The following is a 24,708-nucleotide window of genomic DNA, read 5'->3' on the forward strand; positions in this document are numbered from 1 at the left end:
CCCCTTCCCTCACAGGGAAGGGGCGCAGGAGAAGTTCTCAGTGTAATTCAACTTTTAAATTCAGATCAAGATTGTACTTGGGAAGAATCAGCACCACGATCGGCAGCGCCTAATTCTGATTCTGCACGGCTTCGCATGGACTCTTGTAAGTGTTCGTCGTGGTGACGGTGCTGCGACATCAATTCCCGTGCCTGTTCTTGGGTATGGGCGTCAGCAGGGTGAGTTTGATGTACCTCAGCCTCTGCACGGCTTCGCATGGACTCGTGTAAGTGTTCGTCGTGGTGACGGTGCTGCGCCATCAATTCCCGTGCTTGGTCTTGGGTACTCATGCTTTGACCCTCTACTTTTAAGGCTTGCTTCTGTCTCAATTTGACCTGAATAGAGCCAAACGGTATCAAAACTGACAGAAAAATTTACGATTTAAGATTATCTCGAAAGTGAGATGCAGCGGATTCGGTAATCTGTTTAATGGCTTGCAAACTCGGCGGTAGTGTGGCGCTATCCATATCCAACCACAACAGATACTCGATATTACCAGCAGGCCCGGTCACTGGCGACCAACTTAAGCCGCGATATTGCCATCCCAACGGTTGCGCGGCTTGTAATACTTGGAAAATAGCATCTGCTTGATCGTCAGGATCTCGCACCACACCTTTTTTACCAACACGCGATCGCCCGACTTCAAACTGCGGCTTTACTAGCAATACCGCTTCTCTAGGAGGCTGTGTCAATTTCCACAAAGCATCGAGAATTTTGGTTAGGGAAATAAACGACACATCTACAACCGTTAAATCTGCTGGCTGTTCATCACCGTACAATTCCTCTGGTGTGAGATAGCGCAGATTAGTCCGTTCTTTCAACACTACCCGCGTATCATTGCGTAATTTCCAGTCAGCTTGTCCGTAACCGACATCAACGCCATAAACTTTTTTTGCCCCAGCTTGCAGCAAACAATCGGTGAATCCGCCAGTAGAAATTCCGCCATCTAAGCAAATTCGATCTTGTACGGAAATGCCAAATTCTTCAAGTGCTTTGGAGAGTTTTTCACCGCCTCTGGAAACAAAACGCGATCGCTCTTTAATTTTAATTTGCGCCTCGGTTTCTACCTCCGTTCCCGGCTTATCAATGACTTGCTGATTAACCATTACTTCACCGGCACGTATTAGCCGTTGTGCTAACTGCCGGGAGGTGCATAAATCAAGTTCTACTAATAAGGTGTCAAGTCGTTGTTTCGCCATTAATTATATATATTAGGGATTGCTTGCGTGCAAGTTAATAGAGCAAAGCGATCGCAATCGAAAAGGAACTCCGCTGGTTAGTTATTACACACTATTTAAAGGATAGCTACTTAATCGCTTACCTCCCAGGTTCTTCGCCCCTTCCTCCCACGTTCGCTGCTTCGATCGAGTCGAAGCCACGGATACTTATCCTCTCGTAAACAGTATGTATGCTCTAAAAGTTAGGGCACGCAAGCATTACCTAGACAATTAATGCCTCCAAAAAACCACGCTTTCCAAGTCGCGCGATCGCAGATGCAACTTGCAGTCTTGGACAAGCGAGAGTTTCAGCAGTAGCGCTGATATCTAGAGAACCAAGACGCTGTACCGTATCTAATACTTTACCGTCAAATTCCAAGTTACGGAATTCGCTAGTTAGCATAGCTACCATCTGACTGATCACATCTTTAGCATCGCGGACAGAGGCACATTGTCCACTCGTGCCAGTTGCGATCGCGGTAAACGACTGCAACGTAGCGCGATCGCCTCCCATGCACAGCGCATGAACCGTTACTCGCTGATTTTCCGCCGCCGCCGTTACCGACTGCACCGTTAAACCATTAGGATATCGCGCCGGATCGGTATGCGTGAAGCCCTCAGCATCGCGATCTGCATGGAAACCGTGCGGCGGTGCATCACCCACCAACAAAATGAAACGACAACTGTTGCGTCTCCACTTCATCTGGTTAGCCGCATCCTGAACACCATCATAAACAGCTTCCGGATGATCTCCACCCCCATTCGCTTCCAGTTTGTTGATGTTCTTCTGCATCTCCTGCAACTTTGCAGTCAGCGGATAGATGCGAGTTACAAAACTGGTGTCTTGTGGAGGGTGATCGCGGTATTCTACTAAACCGACTTGCAAATTGATATCACTGTCAGCTGACAACAAACGAATTGTATCCAGCAATTGTTGTTTTGCTTCTTGGATGAAACTACCCATACTGCCAGTTGTATCAATTACAAAGCAAACATCAACATGATTGAGAGCTTTTTTCATCAGTCTCACCACCTTTAAAATTAGATAATCGTTAAATACTTAAATGCGTAAGCGTTGCAGCGCCTTAGTGCGAAGCACTACACAAATCAAACCGCTTGGTGAGCAATTCCCCAAAGCAGTGCTGCTTTTTTGTAATACACATACTACAATATTGCCCTACTCTCCTGCGATCGTCAAGGCATCATCATAAAGCCGTTGACCAATGCGTGTAGCCGTTGGCTATCAAGTCATCTAGCACTTTTTTAACGCTAGAGATATGCGATCTCGCGTTGCAGTTCTTCCTTAGCGATCATGTCATCAAAAGGTGAGATGTCATAAACAAACATCAGTTCAGCTAGCTGCCACCGATCTATATCTAACAGTTTTGCTGCCCTTTCTGCACTGATGTTACTTTGCCTCAGCAGTTCCATCACAAACGCCTCATGCGCTTTGCATCGAGCTTGGGCTAGATGTTCTTCAGATACTTTAGGGACTGCTGCAGTAAACTTAACCTCAATCTTTGATGCTGTCATTTCTTCTTAAAACTCGCTGTTCACTCAATCCATTCAATGAAGTCTGGACATTTGGCAGCTAAATTTCTCAAAATAAGAGCATATTCTGATTGTGGATTTTTTATAGTTATAACTAAAGTATCAATTGCTCTTGTAAATGGTATCATACACCATCTATACGCAGGTTCTTCTCTTACTTTTTGTGAGTTATTTAGATTAAGGCTCAGTTGCTCTTCTTCAAAATTGTTCAATTTAGACTTTTTGTATTCAAAAAATTCATCCATTCCCAGACATACAACAGTCCAGCCTTCCAAACCTCTACAAGAGTCATAAGGCAATACGCGAATCTCTTCCACCTCTTTCGGATAGTCCGATCTATTTCCAGAGTGGGTTCCATCCCATAACTTGATACCCCATTCATTCCATTTTGGGCTTAATTTAAAACTGCTATTAGTAACTTTTCCCTCATCACTATAAGTTTTATCAACAAGGCTTGGTGGAACTAGGAAAAGCATTTCATAAGGTTTATTGCCAGACTCTTCACACTCATCCAGTAACCTTTGGTGCAAAGAAGGATTATACTCTTCAGATGTAATAATAATTTTTCCTCCGAGTAAGTCATCTTTTGGCTCTAAGTCCCAGGTTAATCCAACCTGTGCAGCATAGTGTTTTTCAAATCGGCATAGGTTTGCTGTTTGTCTCAGTGACCTTTTCTGCGGGACTATTGGATGATGGTCAACGCCAGTCAACCAGTCAGTTCTATTTGTACTCCGAATTAATTGGTCTATCCCATCTGCAATAATAAAATTTTTAGTTTCAAAAATAGTGAACAGGATTTCTTTTTCATCTTCTGGCCAATCTTGACATTCATCGATTAATACCTTATCCCAAGCAACCTCATCATGCTTTTTCTTCATTAGCCGCTGGATATCATTGGTATTTAAAAGTCCTTTCTTAATATAAGAAAGCATTTTCTGTTTTAAGTCGTCATAATGCTCTATAAAATATCCGTCTTCCTGCTCGTGTATATCAATTCCAAAGCCGATCATGAGACTTCGCATGAAAGAATGTACGGTTCTAACAGCAATAGTAGGAGCGGCAATGTCATCACTAACGTGAGCGAGAGCAATCATCCGTTTAAGATCAGATACAAGAGCTTTGTTATAAGTAAGAATTAGGCAACGTTGCTCATTTTTTACATACAAATTATAGGAAATGTGAAGCAGTTTCACTGTTTTGCCAGTGCCAGCTCTGCCACGTAACACTACCAATCTTTTGCCTATAGCGTTTGCATACTTTTGATTTTTTAAAATCTCTATTTTTGTAATATTATCAAGCCTGCTTTTTGTGAGCTTGCCTATACCTTTTTTCGCTTTCTCAAAAACAGAAAATACTTCATCAAGGCCATCAAATATTTCTGAAGATTTAATCCGGGTGCAAGAAATATCCCAGTAGCCTCCACCATCACCAGGATAAAAATAAGGAAAACATTGTTCACAGGCAAGTTCTAAAATTTGAATAAATGTTGGAGTTGAATGCAATACATTATGAGGGTAGTTCGGTAGGTCAACTAAATTAATATTTCTAAACCAAATAAAATTACAAATATAAGGACTCCACCCAATTTTATCTTTAAAAAAATTTAGTAGTGAGTATTTTTGCTGTTCGTTTTGGTTGGTTGCATCATGCCATTTATTTTTATAAAGCACTAAACTGCGAAGTGCTTCAAAACTAATCTTTTCTATAGGATGGTCTTTCACTTCAATTACAAAACAAAAGTTTTTGATGTTGACAATTTTCTTGGAATAATCGGTTATTTTTCTACCTTGTTTACCTTTAGAGTTTAACGTACAAGGAAACGTAGAAAATTGATTAAAAACCATGATGTCTATATCTTTGGTTTCCTGTCCATACAAAGTCAAATTAGGAGCAATTAAAATTCTGCCGTTCCTAGATGGCTCAATATCTCTTTCAAAAATTGCTTTTAAAGTTTTAGCAGCTTGGTATTCATTGCTGCCTGGATTACCAGGTGTTATCTCTACTGTAATCATTTCAGAAGCTTCATCGGCATAACAGTTGTCCTCAATTATAGTGTAAGGGCTGCTGCTCCGAGAGTCAGTACGGCATCCAAGATGACCGCCCCTCAAGAATTACAAGCTATAACCCTAAGTGCGATCGCATCCTCAGCAATCCTCTTTTTCCCGCAGTTTCTCTCTTACCCACTTACGCCAAGCACGTATAAAAGTAGTATCGTCCTGGGTTTCTGCTTGCTGTAAAAATTGATTAATAATTTCTACTGATACAAATGGAAACGTTGGACTATTCTCACAGAGATTGTATGTTCCTGTCTGTAACTGGTTAATTTCTACCCGTTCCTTAACGTAACGCCAAACTTCAGAAACTCCTAATTGACTGTAAATTTGTAGTCTTCTACTAGAGGGACTGGTAATATCAACCTCAATTACTAAATCAGGTGCAGTATCTTTGGTAAGGTCTATCGTTCTACCCTGAATGCGCTCAATATTTTGGATGTAATAGCAAGAATCTGGTTCTGCACCACGCTGCAAATCTTCTCGATTTAGAGTTGTTGAACGAAATCCTTTTATGGGTAAGTCCAACTCTTCAGTTAATGCCTCGATCATCCGTTCCAAAAGCTTCGTGTTAGTTTCGTGGCGGTCGGACGGCATTGTAATTTCTAATACACCTCGATCGTAGGCAAGACGAGAAGAACGATTATCCCCCATTTCAGTTAACAATGCTTGATAAGTTTGCCAACTAACCCCTTGCAGGATAACTCGATGGGTGCGTTCTCTAGGTATATCTTGAACTGGCAGGGAAGGGCTTGCCATTGTTTCAACTTTTTATTATTGAGACTATCCTATCTTGGAAGTGCTGAGTGGTGAGTATAAGTAGCTTAACGATTCTGAAGAAAGTAGGGTAGACAAGATGCCCACCCCACAAGTATAAGCTCTCAGCTTTATTCCCTACCGACCATTTGTGCAGCCACTTCTTCGGCAAAGTTGCTTTCTGGCTTTTCAATGCCTTCGCCTAACTTAAAGCGGACAAAGCGACGCACTTGGATATTTTCGCCCAGTTGGGCGACGCTTTGCTTAACCAGTTCTTCCACCACAATACTTTGGTTGCGAACGTAAGGCTGATCCATCAAAGACATTTCTTTCAGGCGTTTTTCAATTCGTCCTTGAAGAATTTTTTCTTTGATGTTTGCTGGTTTGCTAGCCAAGTCATCGCGTCCCCTTTCGATTTCTGTTTCTTTCGCAACAATTTCAGTCGGAATGTCTGCTACCTTTACATACTCCACATTCGGACAAGCGGCAATTTGCATGGCGATGTTCCGCACCAGGGTTTGAAATACTTCACTGCGACTTACAAAATCACTTTCGCAGTTCACTTCTACTAGCACCCCAACTTTACCGCCAGTATGAATGTAGCTGTCAATAATTCCTTCTGCCGAAATACGATGGCTGCCGCCGCATGTTCTACTCATACTTTTTTGGCGCAACCATGCGATCGCTTTGGTCATATCGCCATTGGTTTCATCCAGCGCCTTCTTACAATTCATCATGCCTGCACCTGTTTGTAGGCGCAGTTGTTTGACAACTTGTGCAGTTATTTCCACCAGATTTGATTCCTCGTTGACTAATAATTTTGTTGACCTCTTCCCAACCCCTCTCCTGCGGGGAGAGGGGCTTTTTTCTTCCCCTTTCTTACAAGAGGAAGGGGTTAGAGGTTAGGCTTTCTATGCTTCGATTTAGCCACAAGTGAGCCTATCTAGTTATCAACTCGCACTGGTAACGGTGTCTCTAGAATTTCCATCAACAATTCAAGGCGAGATGGACGAGACAACAATGGCACCAAGTTTGGCAGAGAGTAGTAATCACCAGCGAAAGTGAATGTCTCCAGCGATACTTGAGACTGTTGCAACTGCTTTTCTAAGTGGTTGCTATGATTGCCGACTCTGACGATAATTACATTCGGCACAACCTTCAATTCTTCGCAGTATCGGGGATAAACTGTGTTGAAGTAAGGAGCGTTGTTTTCGCCTTCATCGGTAACGATGATGATTTGTTCTGCCGACTGTTTGTTTTGCCGCATCTTTTCCAGCGATGCACCAATGCTAGTGCAACCATCCGGAAACAGCTTCTGGAAAGCTTTCTCCCAATCTGACAGCGCTTTACCTTGTGCTTTTACTTCAACAGCTTTGGTGTCGAAGGCATAAACAAATAAGTTACCTTCGCTGATGCCAGAAATCAAAGCTGCAATTTGCTTTCCGACTTCCAGCGCTTCAGTCATGCTGCTGCTTTTGTCTACAAACAAGGCGGTAGACTTGGTAATCTTACCCCGCTTTTTTACCTGTTCGTTGACAACTTGCTCTAGCTGCGCCACAGTTGCATCATCGACATTGGCGACACCTGCTGCTTTCAGCGCCTTGAATGCAGACACGCGATCGCTTGTTGCAGCTTCAGTCAGTTTTGCATCAATCAACACCTTCACCTCAGCGTTTTCCATCGCACCTCGCGCTTGGAGTGACTTGAGGTTGTTAATTACCTCCTGCGGTGACATGGCGTTAACTAGCGCCATCAGCACTTCTGGCGTTACTTCCTTCACCGCACCAATGGCGACAGTGTAGGGAATTTTGTGTTCTGCAATCAGTTGTGCTTGTGCTTGTGGTGTCTCTGCTTTTGCAAGCTGCTTGAGTGCAAACGCAAGACTATCTTCAGGCGGTGCATCTTTGAATAGTACGGCGTTAGCGCGATCGCTAGGGCGGATGTGCAAACTTGCATACAGATGCTTCATCGCCTTGCGTCCCCGCACCGCAGCGCGATCGAAAAATGCAGCATTCTTTTCCCGTTCCTGCAAATATCGCCGCACCGCAGTCCGCGCCGAACGCGGTAACTTTTGCTGATGCTGCTTCATAAAGTCTACAATCCGCGCCACCTGGTAAGGTGGAAACTCTTGTAGCATCATAAAACCCGCACCTCGGTGTTCGTTCAAGCTGCTGGTAAGCAAATTACCGACAAAAACTTCCTTGTGGTCGCGCACATCACCCTGACGCTGATACCATACAGCCAGGTGTCCGTAAAAGATGGGGTCAAGTTCGACCATCATCTTATGCACTTCTGCTACCTTACCGAGTTCCCGGTGTGGCGTAGTCAGCAGACTGTTGAGCATTTCCAAACGCAAGTCGCGTTCTAGTGTATTCATTGCAACTACCTCCATTTCATTTGAAGTGTTGAGGAGGCAGATGTCGCACGCAAGTAATTTGGTGCCGCGCAAGTCGAGAAAGCTGTTTTTTTACCTTAAAAGGGTATGTAAGCTTTTTCTGTTGGGGCGCGGCGACAACTGCCATTATAATTTGCCAAGCAAGAGACTGTCATCCCTGCTAATCTAAAGGTTTCAAATCCGGTTCAGTCCAACTTATCCGAGCTTGCCAAGACATTAAGCGATCGCGACTGTAGTATTGCAAGGGAAAAGACTTATTTCCGTAAATTTTGATAAACTCGTTAACAATATCTACGATAGAAAAATCTTTCCCCGCAATCGACAGATATCTACTGATGAGCCGAATCCAAAATAGAGTTATGGTTTCGTGATAGCCGCTGTCGTTGGTGGTTTGGATGCCATTCACTTTGTTGTAGTGCTGGATGCGATCGCGTATGCAATTCGTCGCTTCTGCCTTCGAGTAACGAGTGAGATACCATACTGCAACCGTTAAGTGTGCATGATGATTCCACTCGTCTCGTGGCAATGTGCAATTCTTGAATGCTGCGATTAGATTTTCTATTTCATCGACTGTCTGGTATTTCACAACGACCATTACTTAAGAGCTACTTTCGCACCTGCTACTTCTAGCTGTTGCTTGATGTCGTTGGCATCTGCGAGAGCGATCGCTTCTTTCACCACTTTCGGCGCTGAATCAACAAAATCTTTTGCTGACTTCAGATCCAAATTAGTCAAAGTCCGTACAACTTTGAGGATTGCAATCTTCTTATCAGCAGGAACTTCCTCCAAAACTACATCAAACTCAGTTTTTACAGAAAGTTCTTCACCTTTTTCCTCGATTATTTCAATAATACCTGTCTGCTGGCGAGGCGAACCATCAACTCGAAAAGTGGCTTCAACTTGCTTAACTAATTCTGCCGCTTCGGTTAGTGTTAAAGATTTTACTTGCTCTAGAATCTTAATTGTTTTTACAGACATCTTTATACTTCTCCTCATAATAAAAAATGAAATATTATCATTCCACGCAAGTCGAGAAAGCTGTTGTTTCATACGCAGGGGTTGAACCTGCATAATCTTGAGTTTAAATCAAGCGCCTGTACCAATTCGGCTAGTATGTAAGCTTTCTCTATCAGGGCGCGGAATGAAAAGTTTAACTATTTGCAAGCTGCTGCATAATGAACTTAATTTCCTTCTTGTTACACTGACGTTTATCGACAGCGTAACTTTTTCTGTAGATTCTTCTACCTTGCTTCTCCCGTACACTCCAACCGTCAGCAATTTCTTTTAAGACAATATCTGTTACTGGCTTTGGTGGTGGTGTATTTTGAAGCTTTATTGCATACCACAAATTGTTAATTTTATGATATTCTAGGCAGTCATTAACAACCACTAGACTGTCTTGCTTTTCGGGAGGTTTATTGGGTGCTTTCTTAGCTAAGCAGAGAACTTTAGTATCGGGATGGATATAAAGTTGCTCTCTCCAATAATTCAGCGGATTTCTAGGTAAATACTTGCACGATTTAGTAGAATAAGGAACTCCATCAATTAGTTCAACATCCTTTTCCACAAAACCCCATACATGGGAGAGAATATGTTGTCCTGATAACGTTCTCGTTTCAAGCTGCTGGCATAATTCGCTGTAAACATTATCCCAAGATTCGCCTACTTTAGAATGCAACCAGCGACGTAATGGACCAAGACAATCTGAGAAGTGTTTTGTGCGTTTTCTGGTCTTAATTAAATAAGGACAGAGTAACCCTTCTTCAATTGCCTCATTAGTAATCTTTTGCAGAGATTTTTTATAGCCTGTAAGCTTTTTTACACTTATCCTCATTCCTCCACGAGGACGTTCAATGACAATTTCCCCCAAACGATGTTCGCTCATTACTCGATATCGTCCCTAAATTTCTATTGATTCTGATAAATTGCCATTCAGTTATGGCTAGGTTTGTTGTAATTAGGGAAGAACTGCATAACATTGGAAAACCCTCCAGTAAATATCAAAAATAACGATAAATTTATTCGTATTTAGATTGCTCCGCGCAAGTCGAAAAAGCTGTTTGAATATACACGGGAATTGAACCCGTCACGGCTTGATTATGAGTCAAGTGCTCTAACCAACTGAGCTAGTATGTAAGCTTTATCTATTAGGGCGCGAAGCGATTATTGCAGTCTCGAAAGTATTGGGTGTTCCGCGCAAGTTAAAAAAGCTATTCACTGGAGAGTTACCGTTACTCTACACTGCCAAATAATGGCAGCGGTAGGAATTGAACCTACATCTCCCGCTTATCAGGCGGATGTGTGTATGCTTTTCAGGTTAGGGCGCGGAACACAAAATTTAAAGCTGAGTATCCATAAAACGCACTATTTAGTATCCAATCTGTTTTGGAAAGAATTGTCACTTCGTACAAGTTAAGAAAGCTATAGTTAACGGGAGTTGAACCCGACCTATCGATTAATCAGTCGATTGCTCTACCACAGAGCTAGTATGTAAGCTTTTTAAGTTTGGGTACGAAGTGGAAGCTTTATTTTTTATTTCCAGTTGGGATAAAGAGTAGTAGCTACGCGCAAGTTTAAGAAGCTTTTTTGACACCTCTCCATGCAGCGGAGAGGGTAGGAATCGAACCTACAATTCGGTTTCCCGAACGTTACCAGTTTGTATGCTTCTTACATCGGGGCGCGTGCCATTATTTTCAGATTAAATCAACAAGAAAATTGATTTTTATCCCGCGCAAGTCAGCAAAGCTGTTATCACTTGGCGCTCTATCCGTTGAGCTACGACTGCATTAAGAAGCAGTCGGTGGGAGTCGAACCCACTACCTCCCCGACCGAAGCGGGAATGTGTGTAAGCTTCACAAATTAGGGCGCGGGAATGAATAATTTTGAGTATTGGATTTTGAGTTTTGAGTTCAATTTGTAATTCAAAATTATCTAGCCGTAAACTGCTTCTGGACGTACAATTAAATCCCCACTGGGACGGCGATCGACAACGTAGGATTGGAAGCGATCGCTTCTAACATCAAAATGCTGTGCAAGGCGTTCCTTAACGGATTTGTCGTTCATGCCATCCGTTACACCTAGTTGCTTTTCTTCAATGTCGTAAGAACGACCTTCAAAACGAATGTGAACCATTTTGAACACCTCCTTAAAGTTGGAAGCAAGATGATGTATGAACTTGTCGTTCTCTTGCTTCACTACTTTATACTACATAAACACTACAAAAGTTGTCAAGAGTTCGGCAGCAAGATTTTTAAGCAAGAGTCTAACTACACATCCTTGACGTAGAAAATGCGGGTGTGAAGTGTGGCATAACCGACAGATTCGTAGAGTTGCAGCGCACCTGAAGGATTTTGAGCATCGACGCCAAGCTTGGCTGTCTCTACGCCAGCAGCCTTCAAACGCTGCATCCCGCTTAGTAACATAGCTCGTCCCAGCCCAATCTTACGGAAGCCGCGCCGCGTGCCTAGTACAGCAATCCAGCCTTCGTTGCGATCGCTGCGTGCATTTTCCTCTGTATAGATCCTGCTGTGGCAAAAAGCAGCAAAAGTCCCATCAGGAGCGATCGCAATCAAGTTTAATTCCGGCTTGTAATCCCGGTCGCTTAGATAATACTTAAGCATCTCCACAGTTAAAGGGTGATGATTCCAATGGTCGATAAACGACTGGTTAAACATCTCCACCCACGCTTCTGCGTCTTGTTCAACTTCTACTTGGCGAATGGTGAAACCTGCTGGAAACTGCGGTTGTGGTATTGGTTCATCCAGCGATCGCCTCATGGTGAAAAAGTACCGATCGGCAGTGAAACCGCAACTTTCTAAGAAAGCGATGCGTTCGGCTTGGTCTTCGCGAGCGCTGGAGCGCAGCTTAACACTCATGCAGCGTTCTTTGCTAACTTCGCGCATCCGTTCCTCACCCCAGGCGACGATCTGTTTTTCCAGATAAACGCCGCGATCGCTTGGGTGGACGTGGAAACCAATGTAGCCTTCGATGATTTCGCCATCAGGGGGAATCCACATTCGTCCGAAGCCAATCAGCTTACCGTCAGAGTTTTCCCAGAGGCAAAGATCGCGTGCTTTGTCTAATGAAGGTGCTTTAAATTCCTGTCGCAGTTCAGATACAGATATGCCTTCATCGAGTTTATCGACCGCTTCGCAGGAATTGATCAAGTGAGCGATCGCTTCTAAATCCGCTTCCCCTGCATAAGGACGCATTGTTAAAGTAATCATAAAATTAGCTTAGATGCCTACTTTGCCGTAATTCCGGAAATTTAAGTTGCGCTTTACTACAGGCATACTACAAAAACTTGCGGAAAGAACACCTCACCCGATTGGGTGACAAGCAGACATTGCAGATCGTAGTTTGCGATCGCGATGAATTTCTGCACTGCTTAAAGCGATCTGCTTGCAGCTGCTGCTGAAGAAGCTTTCTTCCACTTGGCTAGCGTGAAGGCGTTAGTTAGATTGAGCGTTTCTTTAGAAGCAGAAGCTCGCGTTTTTAATGAGAGTGTGGTGCGTTATTAAGGCACCCTACAAGAGGTGCGATCGCACTCATCCGAATACGAAACAGTGTATCAATATCCTCTAACCTGGCGGGACAAAGCAGTATAGATATAACCTAATGGCAACCCAGCTTTGGATAGTCAGTGACTGTTTGTACCCTTGTAAATTAATTAAAAATATAGACCCAGCGATCATTCTATGCTATAAAAATAGCCATGTATAGGTTTTCTGGCTTTAATAAGCGCTTCAAAAAGCCAAAACTTACTATACTCAAACTTTTTAGCCTTTCTAGGAATTACTGAGGTATATCCAGTAAAATAGCAGTCCAAAACTGCGTCTATTTAGTCACACTAAGGCTTTTGAGTATTTTTTCCACAACAACTTCAGACTAGAAGCTCTCTTTCGTCCAGCCTAACGATTTGTTAGCCTATAAAGGTCTGGTAGTTTAATCTTCTCACCACCAATTCCAGTTATAATTTGGCTGCTTTATGAACTAGATAAGAGGTATTAAGGTCATATAAACAGGTTTATATCCCTAATATTTGATAGGCGATTTTCGGAGCAGGTGATAGTTTTTAAAAATATTCGCTTGACAGCATCTTGCTTCTCTGGAAGAAGTTTCTCCCATACCCTAGGAGATAACACTAAATTCTCAACATGACATAATAATATATTTGAAATAATTAGTTTCTGTTCTTGAAGGCTTTTTTTCATAAGCTGATTTCTTATAAATGAAAATAACTTTCGATTCTTCTTGTAGAAACTAAGAAGAACTAAAGTTTTGCTTTTTTGAGGAAATACACTTAAAAATATCCACTTTAATTCTTGATCAAGATCAGATAGATCATTGATAGGATTCCCTTGCAAATCCTCTTTAATTGCAAATAAAGATGAAGCTGCTATCTGATAATTGCCGTGGAACTCTATTATGTGTGTCCCAAAGATTCCAAAATCGGATTTTTTTAGAGCAGTATTAAGCTTTTCCTTTTCTTTTTCTAATTGTCGCAAAGTGTTGTTTGTGCCTTTTAGGACTAAATCAAAAAAATGTTTATTATCCTCTCTAGCTGCCTTTCTAGCATTCTCATAAAGATTTTTAGCTTCACGCTTCAGGTGATATTCTCTAGCAAAGGCTCGATATGCAAATATAAATTCCTGCTGCTTATCATTTTTACGATAGTCCTTTGATTCAATTGGGAGAAATATCTTTGTGTCATGGAAACCACAAAAATTGGTAGAAACTGTTGCTATCTTTCTACCTATCTCTTCTGATTCAATTATAAAATTACCGTCCAAATCCTCCGGTTTTAGCTGGACAACCAAACCATCGGTGGCTATTTCCCTCAAAATTTTATTGTTCTGGACTGAATGCGCTTTAATAACTGAAGAACATTCATCACTAGCGCAAAAACACTCTTTTACTCTTGACTCTCGTTTGAGAGTATTTAATAACTTTCTGAAATCACTCATAGCTTCTCCTTAAAAACGAACTAATTTTTTATTAGAAATTTTATAGATAATGCTAGATAAACAAAAGTTGCGTTGATTGCGAATTTTTAACGCAAATTAAACAAAGAATCGCATTTTTTTCAACGTCTTACGTCCCACAGACAACTGTCAAATTGCGCCTTCGCCTTACCAACAATTGAAGACTAACAATTTATTCAACCGCACTAAGCCGTCTAACACGCTTATTTTTATGTTAACTCACTGTTTTGCGTCTAACTTTGCCAAGCCTGGACTTATCCTGGGCTTTTGGAGTCTAACAGCCTTTATCCACCAAGATTATCCGGCACCTTGGCGGTCTAACTTTAGGGTATTTTGGGAATTATCCAGACTAAAACTTTTCGTATATCCTCATTTTCTCCTCTGTAATGACTTTGCTTTCAATCATCCTGTTAGACTGCTGGCTTATGAACAATAGCCATAAGGTGACTACTCATCCCTAACGTAAAAAGTTCCGTTTCCAGCCAGCGAATCGTTTTTCCTCATTCAGGTGTCTAATGCTCCAAACGGTTTGGCATCTGACACGTCAAAAATTTCAATAGCATCTTCACGGCGAAACATGCGTTTTCCAAGGTGCGGAAAATCGGCAATTTCTATATCGAGGTTTTCTCCTCCCATTAGGTAAACTAAGTCTTCATCGCCTGCATTCCTCAGATGATGAGCGACTGAAGGAGTTGGGAATGCCATGAAGTCTCCTGCACCAACCTCAAATTCTTCGCCATCAATTTCCGCAATTCCGCAACCGGATAGGATGTAAATCCATTCTTCCTCGCGGTAATGAGAATGATAGACAAAGGATTCCTTTCCGGGAGGGACTTTTGCAAAGTTGACTCCGGTGCGCTTTAGTCCGAGCAAACGCCCCATTTGTGTCCCTGAAATTTCGGATTTCGGATTCCAGGGGTGTGAGAATGTTTGCATATTGTCTTCTATTTGTTGACGCCGCAAAATCAAAGATTTCTTCTCTGCCATGTTCGTAACTCTCAGATGGTTTACTGGATACCTAATAGCTAAGTTCAGCGATCGCAATATGGGGTTTCATAGAGGTTTCTCCTCGCAAGCAAAATATAAGTCAGGATAGCGACACTGTTACTCCTTTACTGAAGACACACACCACTCTGCCGCTTTTTGGTCAATGGTTTTGATAAAGTCGTCTTTCCCGTCCATATATCCCTCTATATCATCGGGATACATCTCGGCTAATTTCCGCTTAAGGTTACTGTATTGCTGTGCATCGTCAGGATGAGCAATCATGTAATCTCGAAATGCTAAGTGACGCTTTACCTGTGCTGAACCAATCTCGAATGTGTGAATGTGATGTGTTCTGATACCTGCTTGGCTATTCTTAAGGAAGAATCGACGACCGGGAATTCCATATTCACCCATCACTTCATAACCCAGTGACTCCATTGCTGCACTCTGCTCATCTACACGAGAAATGTCTTTCACTTCAACCAGCAGATCGATGATGGGCTTTGCGTAAATATTAGGAATTGCCGTGCTACCAATATGATGTATTGCAACCATATTTTCACCCATTGCCTCGGCAACTTGCTGCGACTCAGCCTCAAACGCATCTCGCCACTGTAGATTGTGTGGAACTACTTCAACTTTGAACGGCATGACTGGCACCTGTAGTAATGTAAGATTCTGGGAATGAGGAGCAATTTTTGGCTACACTCGCAGATTCTCTAATTGCGAAATTCTTGATTTGTAGATAAGTGCTGTCTGAGGTCATTAATCTTGTGTCAGTTTGAGAGGGTCTGGCATTTCGGTGTATTCAGTTGGGGAACCGCTAATTTTAAGTCAGGAATTTGGAAGCAACAAAGAGGCAGATATCGCGATCGCAATTAACCTGGATTTTGTGCAACTTTACTGGCAAATCGACAGGCTGTTTGTTTGCAGATAATCCCGCATCCAGGCACAGTTTAGAACCAGTAGGGCATCCAGATCCAAATTCCATAAAATAATTGTGCGATCGCTACTAGCTGAAGCGATTGTTTGACCATCTGGGCTAAAACTTATCCCCAAAACGCTATCAGTATGCCCACGTAAGGTTTTGAGCAATTTCCCACTCAGGCTCCAGAGTTTCACCGTTCCGTCAGAACTGGCAGAAGCTAGAGTTTGACCATTCGGGCTGAAGCTGATGCTATTGACTCGATTGGTATGTCCGGTTAAGGTTTTGAGCAACTGACCGTTGCTCCAAAGTTTTACGATTCCATCAGCACTGGCAGAAGCGAAGGTACTACCATTGGGACTGAAGCTGACATCTAAGATACCAGCACTATGTCCCGGTAGAGTGCTGAGCAAACTTCCGTTATGCCAAAGCTTCACTGTTTCGTCAGCACTCACAGAAGCTAAAGTCTGACCGTCAGAGCTGAAACTCACGCTTGTTACCGAATCCTGATGTCCGATTAAGGTATCCACCAGAGTTCCATCCCGATTCCAGAGTTTCACAGTTCTGTCAGCACTCGCTGAGGCTAAAGTCTGACCATCTGGACTGAAACGAACACTCAAGACACTAGCAGTATGTCCCTGGAAGGTCTTCAGAAGCGTGCCGTCTTTGTGCCACAATTTTATCGTTTTGTCTGCACTCGCTGAAGCAAACGTCTGTCCATCCGGGCTAAAACTGATGCTGGAAATCTCCCCATTGTGTCCTTTGAGAGTTTTTAGCAGCTTCCCGTCTTGATGCCAAAGCTTCACTGTTTTGTCGGCGCTGGCGGAAACCAAAGTCTGACCATCTGGACTAAAACTTACACCCCGCACCTCAGAATCATGCTTCTGCAAAGTGGGAAGTTTCTCAGCGTTAGGGTGCCAAAGTTTAACTGTAGTATCGGCGCTGGCAGAAGCCAAACTCTGACCATCGGGGCTGAAACTCACACTGTAAATCGAAGCGCTGTGTCCTTTGAGAGTAGAAACAAGCGTGCCATCCAGACGCCAGAGTTGCACCGTTTTGTCCGCACCGGCAGAAGCCACGGTTTGACCGTCTGGGCTAAAACTAACCGCCCAAACGAGATCCTTGTGTTCGGTGAAAGTTCTGTAGGGACGAGTTTCAAAACCTCCCAGACTCCGATTCTGACGCCAGAGTTTCACTGTAGTATCTGCACTAGCAGAAGCCAAAGTCTGACCGTCGGGGCTGAAACTGACGCTATTAACTGAAGCGGTATGTCCTTTTAAAATCCCTAGCAATTTACCATTGCGGTGCCACAGTCTAATTGTTTTGTCGGTGCTAGCGGTCGCTAAGGTTTGGCTGTCTGGGCTGAAGTGAATACTTGTTACCCAAGAGCGATGACCCTTTAAGGTAACAATTAGGCTGCCGTTCCGCCGCCAAAGTTTCACCGTTTTATCCGCACTGGCAGAGGCGAGAAACTGACCATCTGGGCTAAAAGCAACGCTATTGACTTTGCCAGCGTGCCCTTTGAGAGTAGTTATGAGTGTACCGTCCCGGTGCCAGAGTTTCACCGTTTTGTCATAACTTGCAGAAGCCACCATTTGGCTGTCTGGGCTGAAGCTGACGCTTTTTACTTTGTCTCGATGTCCTTCCAGCGTCGTCAACAGCGTGCCATCCCGTTGCCAAAGTTTCACTGTCCCGTCATCACTCGCAGATGCGATGGTTTGACCATCCGGGCTAAAACTGAGGCTAATGACTGTTCTTTGATGTCCCTCCAGACGGTTATACTCTCTGACGCCGTAGACGGCTTGCTGTAGAACCGTTACCACTCGAATGCGAGTGTCGGGTTTGGCTTCGATAGATTGTTGTAGCTGTCTACCTGCCTTTAAACTTTCCAGCAATGCTTCTAGTTCTTTATTTGAGGCTAGGAGTTCATCTGAGGAGGCACTTAAAGCATTGAGTTGGGCATCGATTTCACCCGTTTCAGCTCGCTGCCATTGCTTTGTGGCAATTCCCACTAGCAATCCTAGTCCTATCAAACCGCTCGTGAGTCCCAGGATAACTTGTCTTCGTTGGCGATCGCGTACTCTCTGCTCTCGTGCTTGCAGAGCCAAACTTGCCTGTATAAAAGTTTGCTCCGTTGAACTCAGATCCGCTGAACGTTCGGCGTACCAATGTTGAGCTTCTAATAACGGCGCACCTCGCCACAGTACCCCCTCATCTTGCTGGCTATCCCATTGTCGCAAAGCTATCCGCAATCGCTCCTGCCAAGTCCGGAAGCTGCGGTTATCTTCTAGCCACTGGCGCAAGCGTTGCCACTCTCGAATCAGCGCTTCATGGACGATTTCGACAGTTTCAACGCTTGTTGCTTCATCTTGTCTGGTGACAACCAAACGTGCATCCGCTAGGCGCGTAACTAAGTTCCAATTGTCTTGTCCTACGTCGGTGCGGGTAGCGATGCGGCGAGTATCGGCGGTGCCTTCACCGGGATGCACTAATTGGAGAAAGATACGCTTTGCCTGTTGCTGTGCTTCCGGTTTGAGTGCCGCGTACACCTGTTCGGCATAACTGGCGAGTGCTTGTTCGACACCTCCAATGGCATCATAAGCAGCATGAGTGAGGATACCATTGCATTGTTGTTCCCACAGCAAGGTTAGGGCAAACTCCAGTAAAGGCAAAGAACCGGGTTCGCAGCTAACGGCATCTAGTATGCGCGATCGCAATCCTTCCTCGATCTGTACACCTAAATTTTGGGCTGGTTTTGCGATCGCTGCTTGCAGTTCTAAGCGGCTCATTTGCCCTAAAAATTCTGGAGGGAAGCGCTGCAATGCAGAGGCAAAGGGATGGTAAGAAAGGGCGTATTCGCAGAAATCCGCTCGTAAAGTGAGAATTAGGGTAAAACTGGGTATCTGGTTGACAGCAGTTAACAATTCATCTTGAAAGCGTTGACGGATTTCAGCTTCCTGACAAAGCGCGTACAATTCCTCAAACTGATCGGCAAATAAAAGCAGATGGTCAGTTGTGGGAGTTTTATCTAGAATTCGCTCTAACACAGCGATTAATGGCAAGTCACCCTGCTGAATTGCTGTTGCTAGTTTGTTGATTTCAACCAAACGATCTGTTTCACGCAACTGCGGTTCTAATAGGGGAATTAGCTGTTCTGCCAGTTTTAAAAAAGGACGATTCCCCGGACGAAAGCTAACAATTAGCCAGTTTTCTATCTGACGCAGACGTGGAATTAAGCCTGCAAATACTGCGGAAGATTTGCCGCTACCGGAAGGACCAATCGCAGCGACGAGTGGCTGATTATATACCGCTTTCAACAGTTTCTCAGTGAAAGCTTCTCTACCGAAGAAAAACGGTGCATCGGCTTCTTGAAATGCAGACAAACCCCGATAGGGACAGGGAACTTGCCCAGTTTGTACGGGCACAACACTGCCGTGCTCGTACCCGTCAAGAGACCCTTTTCCTCTATCATGTAATCCTTGCCAAATGATGGGCACCGCCGTGGGATTTTGGCATATTACTGGCAACCAACTGGCGCAGGGACATCGATCCTCTAAAGCTTGCAGATGTTCTCGCGCTTCTCGCACAGATGTATAAAAAGACTCGCCCCTAGAAAAAGCAGTGAGAAAAGACTTGAGAAATTCCTGAGCAACCAAGTCAGGGACTGGTTCCCGCATAACAACGATTTGGGGAATATGGAGGCTTTCAAGGGAACGTGCTAAGCCTAGTCCATCGCAGGAATTGAAAACTGCCAGTTGTAAGCCGCGTTCTATTGCTCTTCTCAGAGCATAGGTTAACTCGGTGATGGATAAGCGATCGCTACCATTAATTTCAATCTCGCCCGTTTCGCCACAAGCAAGGCTAGAACTATGTCCAGCAAAAAATAAAATATCCCACCCATCTGAGTCCCAAAGTTGTTGATATAACTGGCGGCGTTGCGGTTCGACTAAAAAGACAATTTCTGCATCACAAAGAAAACTTGAAAGCAACTGTCGGTCTGCTTCAATATCAATACCGTTACCGTTGCCCAAAATCGCTAAAATTCTAGGCTTTTCCCGAAATTGCCCTAAATTTTCCACCCGTTCGTAAGCTGTTGCCCCCAGCGCTACTTCTGCCTTGGGGTAACGCTCAAAAAAATCCCATAAATGCCAGGGGAGTCGTCGCAGTTGGTTGTCTTCTATTTGCAGAATCAACCGCACTGTATCGGTTGGTAATAATTTTTCGAGTAATTTTTCTCGAATCGGGCGAAAAGACTCAGCTTTGAGCCAGATTGTCAAACTATCTGCTAAGGTCTGAGCAGACTCGCGGCAAGCGTCAAGTAAATCTTTTGGAGAACCCTGAGTAATTTGTCCCCCTCTTTCTTCCAAGCGAAACAGGAACGACAAACTGCGATAGAGAGACTGCCAGTGTTCGTATTGTTCCAGTAACTGAGTTGCTGGAGGCAATTTACCTTTGGCACGGGTGGTAACAGCATGGTTGCCTTCTTCCCGAATTTCCAGCGTTGCGACTGCTCCCAGATGCAAGTCACCATCGATATCCAGGATGACTAATTTTTCCATCGCTGCCTGCTTTCGGGAACTTCCAGAATTAAGTCATTACAGCATTAATATAGGCTTAAACCTTGCCGAGATGAGACCAGGGGAGAGCGTTTCTATTCCACCGAGATTAGAGGATGTTTTAAAAGTGAGGGCAATGCAGGCGCTTGCTGTGTCAATAGATCGCCAAAATGTAGGCGATCGCTCGTTGATGTCGGTGGACTTCAAGAAGTGGTGGGAGAAGCGATCACCTACAATAGAGTCAAAAATCCTCTGTGCCAACATCATGCAAATCGTTCTACCACCTGAAGTTGAAGCCCTTGTGCAGCGCCAACTTATCAGTGGCAAATACAATAGCGCGATCGAAGTCATCCTTGCAGGTGTCAAACTCCTTGAACAACAGCAAGACATCTACCAAGGACGACTACAAGAACTCCAACAGGACGCACTTGAGGAGGCTTACCGACAAGCATCACAAGAAATTGACCCAACTTGGGATGTAACAATTGCGGATGGATTGACTAATGAAACGTGGTGAAATTTATTATGCTAATCTCAGTCCTGCGGTTGGTTCTGAGATGGATAAACGTCGCCCGGTGCTAATAGTCAGCAATGATATTAATAACCGCGCCGCCACAACAGTAACAATTTTGCCAATTACATCTAATATTAGCCGTGTCTATGCTTTTGAAATTTTACTGAATCCAGATGATAGCGGTCTAGCCAAACCTTCTAAGGTGCAGGCGCAGCAAGTAAGGACAATTTCTAAGCAGCGAATTGAGGGCGAACCCGTGGGAACTTTGAGTGAGGAAGTGATGCAATTGGTGGATGCTGCACTTAAATTACATTTAGGGTTGAATTGAAAATAAATGTAATTTAAGAAACTTTTCATTTTCCCTTACTACTGTACCTGGGTTATTTGAAAACTGCTATAAACCCACTCAGACAAGACCTTTATTATCTAGAAATCCTTAGATGACAAAAGCTTCTGTGATGCTAGTATCTCCTAACGCTACTTTGACACTAAATTGTTCCCCCACTTGTCCGCTGAATTCATATTGCATAAAGGTGTCAGTCCCGCTAGCAGTAATTTCTCGGAAGACTTCCCCAGATTCTGTTAATACCATCAATTTCAGTTGAGGTGGCAGTGTCATTTGTGGATTGACAGAACAAACTTGCAGATGGATGCTTAATCTTTGGCGGTTTTCTGGCTGGATGGTGACAATTAAAACAACTGTATTTGTTTGCAACTCAATTTGCTTTGCTCGTCTTACAGTTAATCTGCGTAATGCGAAAAGAGGCGTTTGGGGCGTCAACACCTCCTCAACTGTCTGCCAACCAGACTCGAAGAGATTTTGTAACCAGTTGTTTAGTTGCGATCGCGTCTTGTTGGGTGCAGCTGACAGCGCCGATTCGAGTTGATCTAAATACTCAATCAGTGCATCCAGAGATTGCAAGTCATTAAGTTGCAGTTCCTCTGGCGGATCGATAGTAGCGATCGCAGGGGTAAATCCAATTAGCTGTGCTTCCTGTAAGTAAACTGGTTCCCCTGGAGTAGAACGCGATCCAAACTGAACTGCCACATAGCCAACTCGGTCTTGCATCGCTTCTGGCGGTAGTGTAACAGATGTCTCCCCAGGCAGGACGGGACGGCACTCTAACTTACCTAAGTTGGGCAAAACCAGATCCGCCACATCAAACATTGCTCGCATACCAGGATGCCAACTGTCGCTTGAGGAGAGATTTGGTTCGTATCTCAGCCATTTTAGATAGCGGTGAACTGCCCAGACAGCTAGGGTATTGAGATATACCCGCACCCCTTTTTCAGGAGTCGCTTGCTCTTGTGCAAATTGTCGCGCCAGCTGATGGGCGGTGTCACTCAGGGGAACGGTAAGAGAAGCAGGTGCAATACTATTCATAAGTTTTCTACATTTGGTTGATAGCCCAAACTTCTAGCGATCGCTTGCAGTAATGGGAGTCCTTTGTTTTTCCAATGCCAGTTCAGGGTGTTGTAATTAATGTTGAGATCCCGTGCTACAAGAGCGAGTTTGTCGGGTGGATACTTTAAGAGCAGCCGCTGGCTGAGGATTTGGCAGTTACACTCTGGATAAGCTTGGGGATGACAACGGCGAAGTTTGCCTTCCGGATCTCGATCAATATATTGCTTTAGCTGAACCCCAATTCTTTGATTTTTCCGCTGTTCCTGTTCTAGCCGGGTTTGGGCTTCTATTTCTAAAAGCGTACAGGGAACTGAAGCCGCCAAGCGATCGCCAAAAGTTTCGCTCCCCTCATCCCCCAAGGGCACATCAAGCGAGAGGGGTGGTTTCCTCAGTTGTTCTTGAAATTCCGCTTGAGGATTCTTGGGATTTTTGGCGCGAGTCTGCTGGGAGGAATGCAAGTCGCGCACTTCATATTTCAGGCGTAATTTCAGGTTAATCCAAGCCACCAAACTCTTCTCTAAAGAAGGCTGTCTGGGTTCAAATTCGTGTATTTCATCAGCCAATTTCAGCAATGTATCATCCAAAGCTTCCAAGTAATCCGGGTGAGCGGATCTCGCCAATCCTGGCAATTGCTGAATTTCTATCAACAGCTGATTCATCGCTTTTCGCCAGCTAAGGCTCCCAGATGGATGCTGACGGACTGCTTCAATTAGTTTGCCAAGCCGCTCATCCCGTTCGTTCATAACAGGGAATTCAGTAAGATTCTCTCCTCTGGGTGTTGAGTCCTATCGAATCCGTCTTCGCTTTTCACAGATTTTATAAACTTTTGTAACAAATATCGGGGATATCCCCACAAGTTTGAGGCAGGTGCCTGAGAGATTTGTAGAGCGATACCTGAATTGATAGGAGGAGATGCCATGAATCATTTTGCGATCCTAATGCACTTTTTGCGCGATCGCCAGAAATTTCTGGAAGAGATTAGTAAAGGGATAAGACTTGAAAACAAGATTGTTTCCTTATTAATTAGTAGTTCCGCGTTTTTTGCACTTTATGGAGCAATTATCGGTTCGTTTAGTGGCGGATTGCAAATGGTTGCTTCAGCAATTAAACTACCTGCTTTGTATTTAATCACGTTGGCTATTTGTTTGCCTACTTTATATTTTTTCGATGTGATTACTGGCTCCAAGCGCAGCTTTGGACAATACCTAGCGTTGCTGTTAGCGTCTATGTCAATCATTGGTGTGATGCTGTTCAGCTTTGCACCCATTATCCTGTTTTTTCGTCTTTCCATTAACGACTATCGATTTTTTCAGCTTTTGAATGTACTGGTTTTTACGATTACTGGTTTGATAGGTATTAATGGTTTTTACCGAGGCATGATATTTATCAACGAACAAGATTCTGATAACCCGAAAAAACGCACAGGAATGATTCGAGGTTGGTTAGTGCTATATGGCTTTGTCGGGAGCCAACTGGGATGGACACTCAGACCTTTTTTTGGGACTCCTGATAAACCTTTCGAGCTATTTCGTAATATTGAAAGTAACTTTTATTTTCACATTTGGCACGTAATTAGTAGCGCACTAGGTTTTCGTTAAGCACGTAACAGGAAGCAACTGATATGCAAGCTGACTTAGAAAATTTGCAAATAACAGCAGAGGATCTTGAGAACCTAGTTGATTTAGATACTAGCACTGCCCTAGCAGTTGATATCTATAGAGGGTTGACCCTCAAAAATCCCAAGCAGATGCTATCAGTTCTCCTGACAGAAATATTGATTTTTATCTTGGTCTTAATTTTTGTTATGCCGGTGAGCCTGATTCTAATCCGCAATGCTGGAACTTTACCTGGAAATACAGATGGTGTCATTAAATTATTAACCCTAATTTCTACTATTTCTCTGTTGGGTGTCTCGATTTGGAATTATTATCTGTGGCAACAAGTTAAACAAGTCAAATCTTTAGCTAGGTTGATAGATAAAGTCGATAAATACAATCGGGTAATTCAAGCGATCGCTCTCATCGATGAACTAGAATCAGCAAGTCGTTCACCCTCTCGCTGTAATAACCTCAGCACTAGAAAAGAAGTCATCCAAGCTTTGAGCATTACTAAAGAAACCTTGAGCAGCGCTTTACAAGCGGAAATGCTCATGAGGAAACATCGTCAATTTCTGAGCAATCATTATGAGTTATTTGCAAATCTTGAAGAAAATCTCACTTCGTTGATGTCATTTAGTCTGAACGATCGCGTAGATGAATATAGTTGTTTGCTCAATGAATCTTTGCAAATTGGGATTAGCGTACATAAGGAATTGAAGAATTAAAGAAA

The 24,708-nt window shown here is 43.6% G+C and carries 23 protein-coding genes and 2 tRNA genes; 4 read left to right on the forward strand and 21 right to left on the reverse strand.

Annotation, left to right across the window (positions count from 1 at the left end; all coding sequences use genetic code 11):
• Positions 1–65: 65 nt before the first annotated feature.
• From NC997_RS04740 to NC997_RS04830, 19 genes are all read right to left on the reverse strand, one after another.
• On the reverse strand, positions 66–329 hold the full coding sequence (locus NC997_RS04740; RefSeq protein ID WP_190433099.1) for a hypothetical protein: 264 nt from the start codon (positions 327–329) through the stop codon (positions 66–68).
• An 84-nt stretch (positions 330–413) separates the two neighbouring features.
• The gene (locus NC997_RS04745; protein ID WP_190528332.1) at positions 414–1,238 is read right to left on the reverse strand and encodes a TlyA family RNA methyltransferase; all 825 of its coding nucleotides are present in this window, start codon (positions 1,236–1,238) and stop codon (positions 414–416) included.
• Between the two features lie 241 nt (positions 1,239–1,479).
• Positions 1,480–2,277: a vWA domain-containing protein gene (locus tag NC997_RS04750; RefSeq protein ID WP_190528334.1), complete on the reverse strand. Its 798-nt coding sequence runs from the start codon at positions 2,275–2,277 to the stop codon at positions 1,480–1,482.
• Positions 2,278–2,525: 248 nt separating this feature from the next.
• Positions 2,526–2,789 (reverse strand): UPF0175 family protein, encoded by a 264-nt coding sequence (locus NC997_RS04755; protein WP_190528336.1) that lies wholly within the window; start codon positions 2,787–2,789, stop codon positions 2,526–2,528.
• A 20-nt stretch (positions 2,790–2,809) separates the two neighbouring features.
• Positions 2,810–4,819, reverse strand: coding sequence for an AAA family ATPase (locus NC997_RS04760; protein ID WP_190528338.1), 2,010 nt, complete (start codon positions 4,817–4,819; stop codon positions 2,810–2,812).
• A 132-nt stretch (positions 4,820–4,951) separates the two neighbouring features.
• Complete coding sequence (locus tag NC997_RS04765) at positions 4,952–5,617, reverse strand: Uma2 family endonuclease (protein WP_190528340.1); 666 nt, start codon at positions 5,615–5,617, stop codon at positions 4,952–4,954.
• Between the two features lie 128 nt (positions 5,618–5,745).
• A complete protein-coding gene (gene tsf, locus NC997_RS04770; protein ID WP_190528525.1) occupies positions 5,746–6,408 on the reverse strand; it encodes a translation elongation factor Ts in 663 nt (220 codons plus the stop codon).
• A 149-nt stretch (positions 6,409–6,557) separates the two neighbouring features.
• Positions 6,558–7,991 (reverse strand): hypothetical protein, encoded by a 1,434-nt coding sequence (locus tag NC997_RS04775; RefSeq protein ID WP_190528342.1) that lies wholly within the window; start codon positions 7,989–7,991, stop codon positions 6,558–6,560.
• Positions 7,992–8,169: 178 nt separating this feature from the next.
• Positions 8,170–8,604 carry a hypothetical protein gene (locus tag NC997_RS04780; RefSeq protein WP_190528345.1) on the reverse strand — a complete coding sequence of 145 codons (435 nt, stop codon included), beginning with the start codon at positions 8,602–8,604 and terminating at the stop codon, positions 8,170–8,172.
• Complete coding sequence (gene rplL, locus NC997_RS04785; protein WP_190528526.1) at positions 8,604–8,987, reverse strand: 50S ribosomal protein L7/L12; 384 nt, start codon at positions 8,985–8,987, stop codon at positions 8,604–8,606. Before rplL ends, NC997_RS04780 begins: the two co-directional genes overlap by 1 nt.
• Before the next feature lie 66 nt (positions 8,988–9,053).
• A tRNA-Leu gene (locus tag NC997_RS04790) sits at positions 9,054–9,128 on the reverse strand.
• 31 nt (positions 9,129–9,159) lie between these two features.
• A complete protein-coding gene (locus NC997_RS04795) occupies positions 9,160–9,894 on the reverse strand; it encodes a hypothetical protein (protein WP_190528347.1) in 735 nt (244 codons plus the stop codon).
• Between the two features lie 179 nt (positions 9,895–10,073).
• Positions 10,074–10,140 (reverse strand) — tRNA-Met (locus tag NC997_RS04800).
• A gap of 800 nt (positions 10,141–10,940) precedes the next feature.
• Positions 10,941–11,141: a hypothetical protein gene (locus NC997_RS04805; protein ID WP_190428392.1), complete on the reverse strand. Its 201-nt coding sequence runs from the start codon at positions 11,139–11,141 to the stop codon at positions 10,941–10,943.
• 134 nt (positions 11,142–11,275) lie between these two features.
• Positions 11,276–12,235 carry a GNAT family N-acetyltransferase gene (locus NC997_RS04810; RefSeq protein ID WP_190528349.1) on the reverse strand — a complete coding sequence of 320 codons (960 nt, stop codon included), beginning with the start codon at positions 12,233–12,235 and terminating at the stop codon, positions 11,276–11,278.
• A 786-nt stretch (positions 12,236–13,021) separates the two neighbouring features.
• A complete protein-coding gene (locus NC997_RS04815; protein WP_190528351.1) occupies positions 13,022–13,975 on the reverse strand; it encodes a hypothetical protein in 954 nt (317 codons plus the stop codon).
• A 522-nt stretch (positions 13,976–14,497) separates the two neighbouring features.
• Positions 14,498–14,980 carry a cupin domain-containing protein gene (locus NC997_RS04820; protein ID WP_190528353.1) on the reverse strand — a complete coding sequence of 161 codons (483 nt, stop codon included), beginning with the start codon at positions 14,978–14,980 and terminating at the stop codon, positions 14,498–14,500.
• A gap of 117 nt (positions 14,981–15,097) precedes the next feature.
• Positions 15,098–15,631, reverse strand: a complete 534-nt coding sequence (locus tag NC997_RS04825) for a GrpB family protein (RefSeq protein ID WP_190528355.1) — start codon at positions 15,629–15,631, stop codon at positions 15,098–15,100.
• Between the two features lie 249 nt (positions 15,632–15,880).
• Positions 15,881–20,464 (reverse strand): CHAT domain-containing protein, encoded by a 4,584-nt coding sequence (locus NC997_RS04830; RefSeq protein ID WP_190528357.1) that lies wholly within the window; start codon positions 20,462–20,464, stop codon positions 15,881–15,883.
• A gap of 262 nt (positions 20,465–20,726) precedes the next feature.
• Here NC997_RS04830 and NC997_RS04835 point away from each other — a divergent pair, with 262 nt between their 5' ends.
• Positions 20,727–20,978: a type II toxin-antitoxin system ParD family antitoxin gene (locus NC997_RS04835; protein ID WP_190528527.1), complete on the forward strand. Its 252-nt coding sequence runs from the start codon at positions 20,727–20,729 to the stop codon at positions 20,976–20,978.
• A complete protein-coding gene (locus tag NC997_RS04840) occupies positions 20,965–21,303 on the forward strand; it encodes a type II toxin-antitoxin system PemK/MazF family toxin (protein ID WP_190528359.1) in 339 nt (112 codons plus the stop codon). The genes NC997_RS04835 and NC997_RS04840 overlap by 14 nt, the downstream gene beginning before the upstream one ends.
• A 108-nt stretch (positions 21,304–21,411) precedes the next feature.
• Here NC997_RS04840 and NC997_RS04845 read toward each other — a convergent pair whose 3' ends face one another.
• Together NC997_RS04845 and NC997_RS04850 are read right to left on the reverse strand one after the other, a co-directional pair.
• Positions 21,412–22,359: a DUF1822 family protein gene (locus NC997_RS04845; RefSeq protein ID WP_190528361.1), complete on the reverse strand. Its 948-nt coding sequence runs from the start codon at positions 22,357–22,359 to the stop codon at positions 21,412–21,414.
• Entirely contained in the window at positions 22,356–23,123 is a 768-nt protein-coding gene (locus tag NC997_RS04850) for a hypothetical protein (RefSeq protein ID WP_190528363.1), read from the reverse strand. The genes NC997_RS04845 and NC997_RS04850 overlap by 4 nt, the downstream gene beginning before the upstream one ends.
• Positions 23,124–23,297: 174 nt before the next feature.
• Between NC997_RS04850 and NC997_RS04855 the strand changes: the two genes are divergently transcribed.
• A complete protein-coding gene (locus NC997_RS04855; protein WP_190528365.1) occupies positions 23,298–23,978 on the forward strand; it encodes an actin-binding WH2 domain-containing protein in 681 nt (226 codons plus the stop codon).
• Positions 23,979–24,001: 23 nt separating this feature from the next.
• On the forward strand, positions 24,002–24,703 hold the full coding sequence (locus tag NC997_RS04860) for a hypothetical protein (RefSeq protein ID WP_190528367.1): 702 nt from the start codon (positions 24,002–24,004) through the stop codon (positions 24,701–24,703).
• Positions 24,704–24,708: the final 5 nt, after the last annotated feature.

Source organism: Trichocoleus sp. DQ-A2 (assembly GCF_039961915.1).
GTDB lineage: Bacteria > Cyanobacteriota > Cyanobacteriia > Cyanobacteriales > FACHB-T130 > FACHB-T130.

Coding starts and splice junctions, on each gene's coding strand:
- NC997_RS04855 (WP_190528365.1), top strand. CDS start 23,298: ATGAATCATTTTGCGATCCTAATGCACTTTTTGCGCGATCGCCAGAAA.
- NC997_RS04850 (WP_190528363.1), bottom strand. CDS start 23,123: ATGAACGAACGGGATGAGCGGCTTGGCAAACTAATTGAAGCAGTCCGT.
- NC997_RS04840 (WP_190528359.1), top strand. CDS start 20,965: ATGAAACGTGGTGAAATTTATTATGCTAATCTCAGTCCTGCGGTTGGT.
- NC997_RS04830 (WP_190528357.1), bottom strand. CDS start 20,464: ATGGAAAAATTAGTCATCCTGGATATCGATGGTGACTTGCATCTGGGA.
- NC997_RS04745 (WP_190528332.1), bottom strand. CDS start 1,238: ATGGCGAAACAACGACTTGACACCTTATTAGTAGAACTTGATTTATGC.
- NC997_RS04740 (WP_190433099.1), bottom strand. CDS start 329: ATGAGTACCCAAGACCAAGCACGGGAATTGATGGCGCAGCACCGTCAC.
- NC997_RS04825 (WP_190528355.1), bottom strand. CDS start 15,631: ATGCCGTTCAAAGTTGAAGTAGTTCCACACAATCTACAGTGGCGAGAT.
- NC997_RS04795 (WP_190528347.1), bottom strand. CDS start 9,894: ATGAGCGAACATCGTTTGGGGGAAATTGTCATTGAACGTCCTCGTGGA.
- NC997_RS04775 (WP_190528342.1), bottom strand. CDS start 7,991: ATGAATACACTAGAACGCGACTTGCGTTTGGAAATGCTCAACAGTCTG.
- NC997_RS04845 (WP_190528361.1), bottom strand. CDS start 22,359: ATGAATAGTATTGCACCTGCTTCTCTTACCGTTCCCCTGAGTGACACC.
- NC997_RS04805 (WP_190428392.1), bottom strand. CDS start 11,141: ATGGTTCACATTCGTTTTGAAGGTCGTTCTTACGACATTGAAGAAAAG.
- NC997_RS04765 (WP_190528340.1), bottom strand. CDS start 5,617: ATGGCAAGCCCTTCCCTGCCAGTTCAAGATATACCTAGAGAACGCACC.
- NC997_RS04755 (WP_190528336.1), bottom strand. CDS start 2,789: ATGACAGCATCAAAGATTGAGGTTAAGTTTACTGCAGCAGTCCCTAAA.
- NC997_RS04810 (WP_190528349.1), bottom strand. CDS start 12,235: ATGATTACTTTAACAATGCGTCCTTATGCAGGGGAAGCGGATTTAGAA.
- NC997_RS04835 (WP_190528527.1), top strand. CDS start 20,727: ATGCAAATCGTTCTACCACCTGAAGTTGAAGCCCTTGTGCAGCGCCAA.
- NC997_RS04750 (WP_190528334.1), bottom strand. CDS start 2,277: ATGAAAAAAGCTCTCAATCATGTTGATGTTTGCTTTGTAATTGATACA.
- NC997_RS04820 (WP_190528353.1), bottom strand. CDS start 14,980: ATGGCAGAGAAGAAATCTTTGATTTTGCGGCGTCAACAAATAGAAGAC.
- NC997_RS04860 (WP_190528367.1), top strand. CDS start 24,002: ATGCAAGCTGACTTAGAAAATTTGCAAATAACAGCAGAGGATCTTGAG.
- NC997_RS04815 (WP_190528351.1), bottom strand. CDS start 13,975: ATGAGTGATTTCAGAAAGTTATTAAATACTCTCAAACGAGAGTCAAGA.
- NC997_RS04760 (WP_190528338.1), bottom strand. CDS start 4,819: ATGATTACAGTAGAGATAACACCTGGTAATCCAGGCAGCAATGAATAC.
- rplL (WP_190528526.1), bottom strand. CDS start 8,987: ATGTCTGTAAAAACAATTAAGATTCTAGAGCAAGTAAAATCTTTAACA.
- NC997_RS04780 (WP_190528345.1), bottom strand. CDS start 8,604: ATGGTCGTTGTGAAATACCAGACAGTCGATGAAATAGAAAATCTAATC.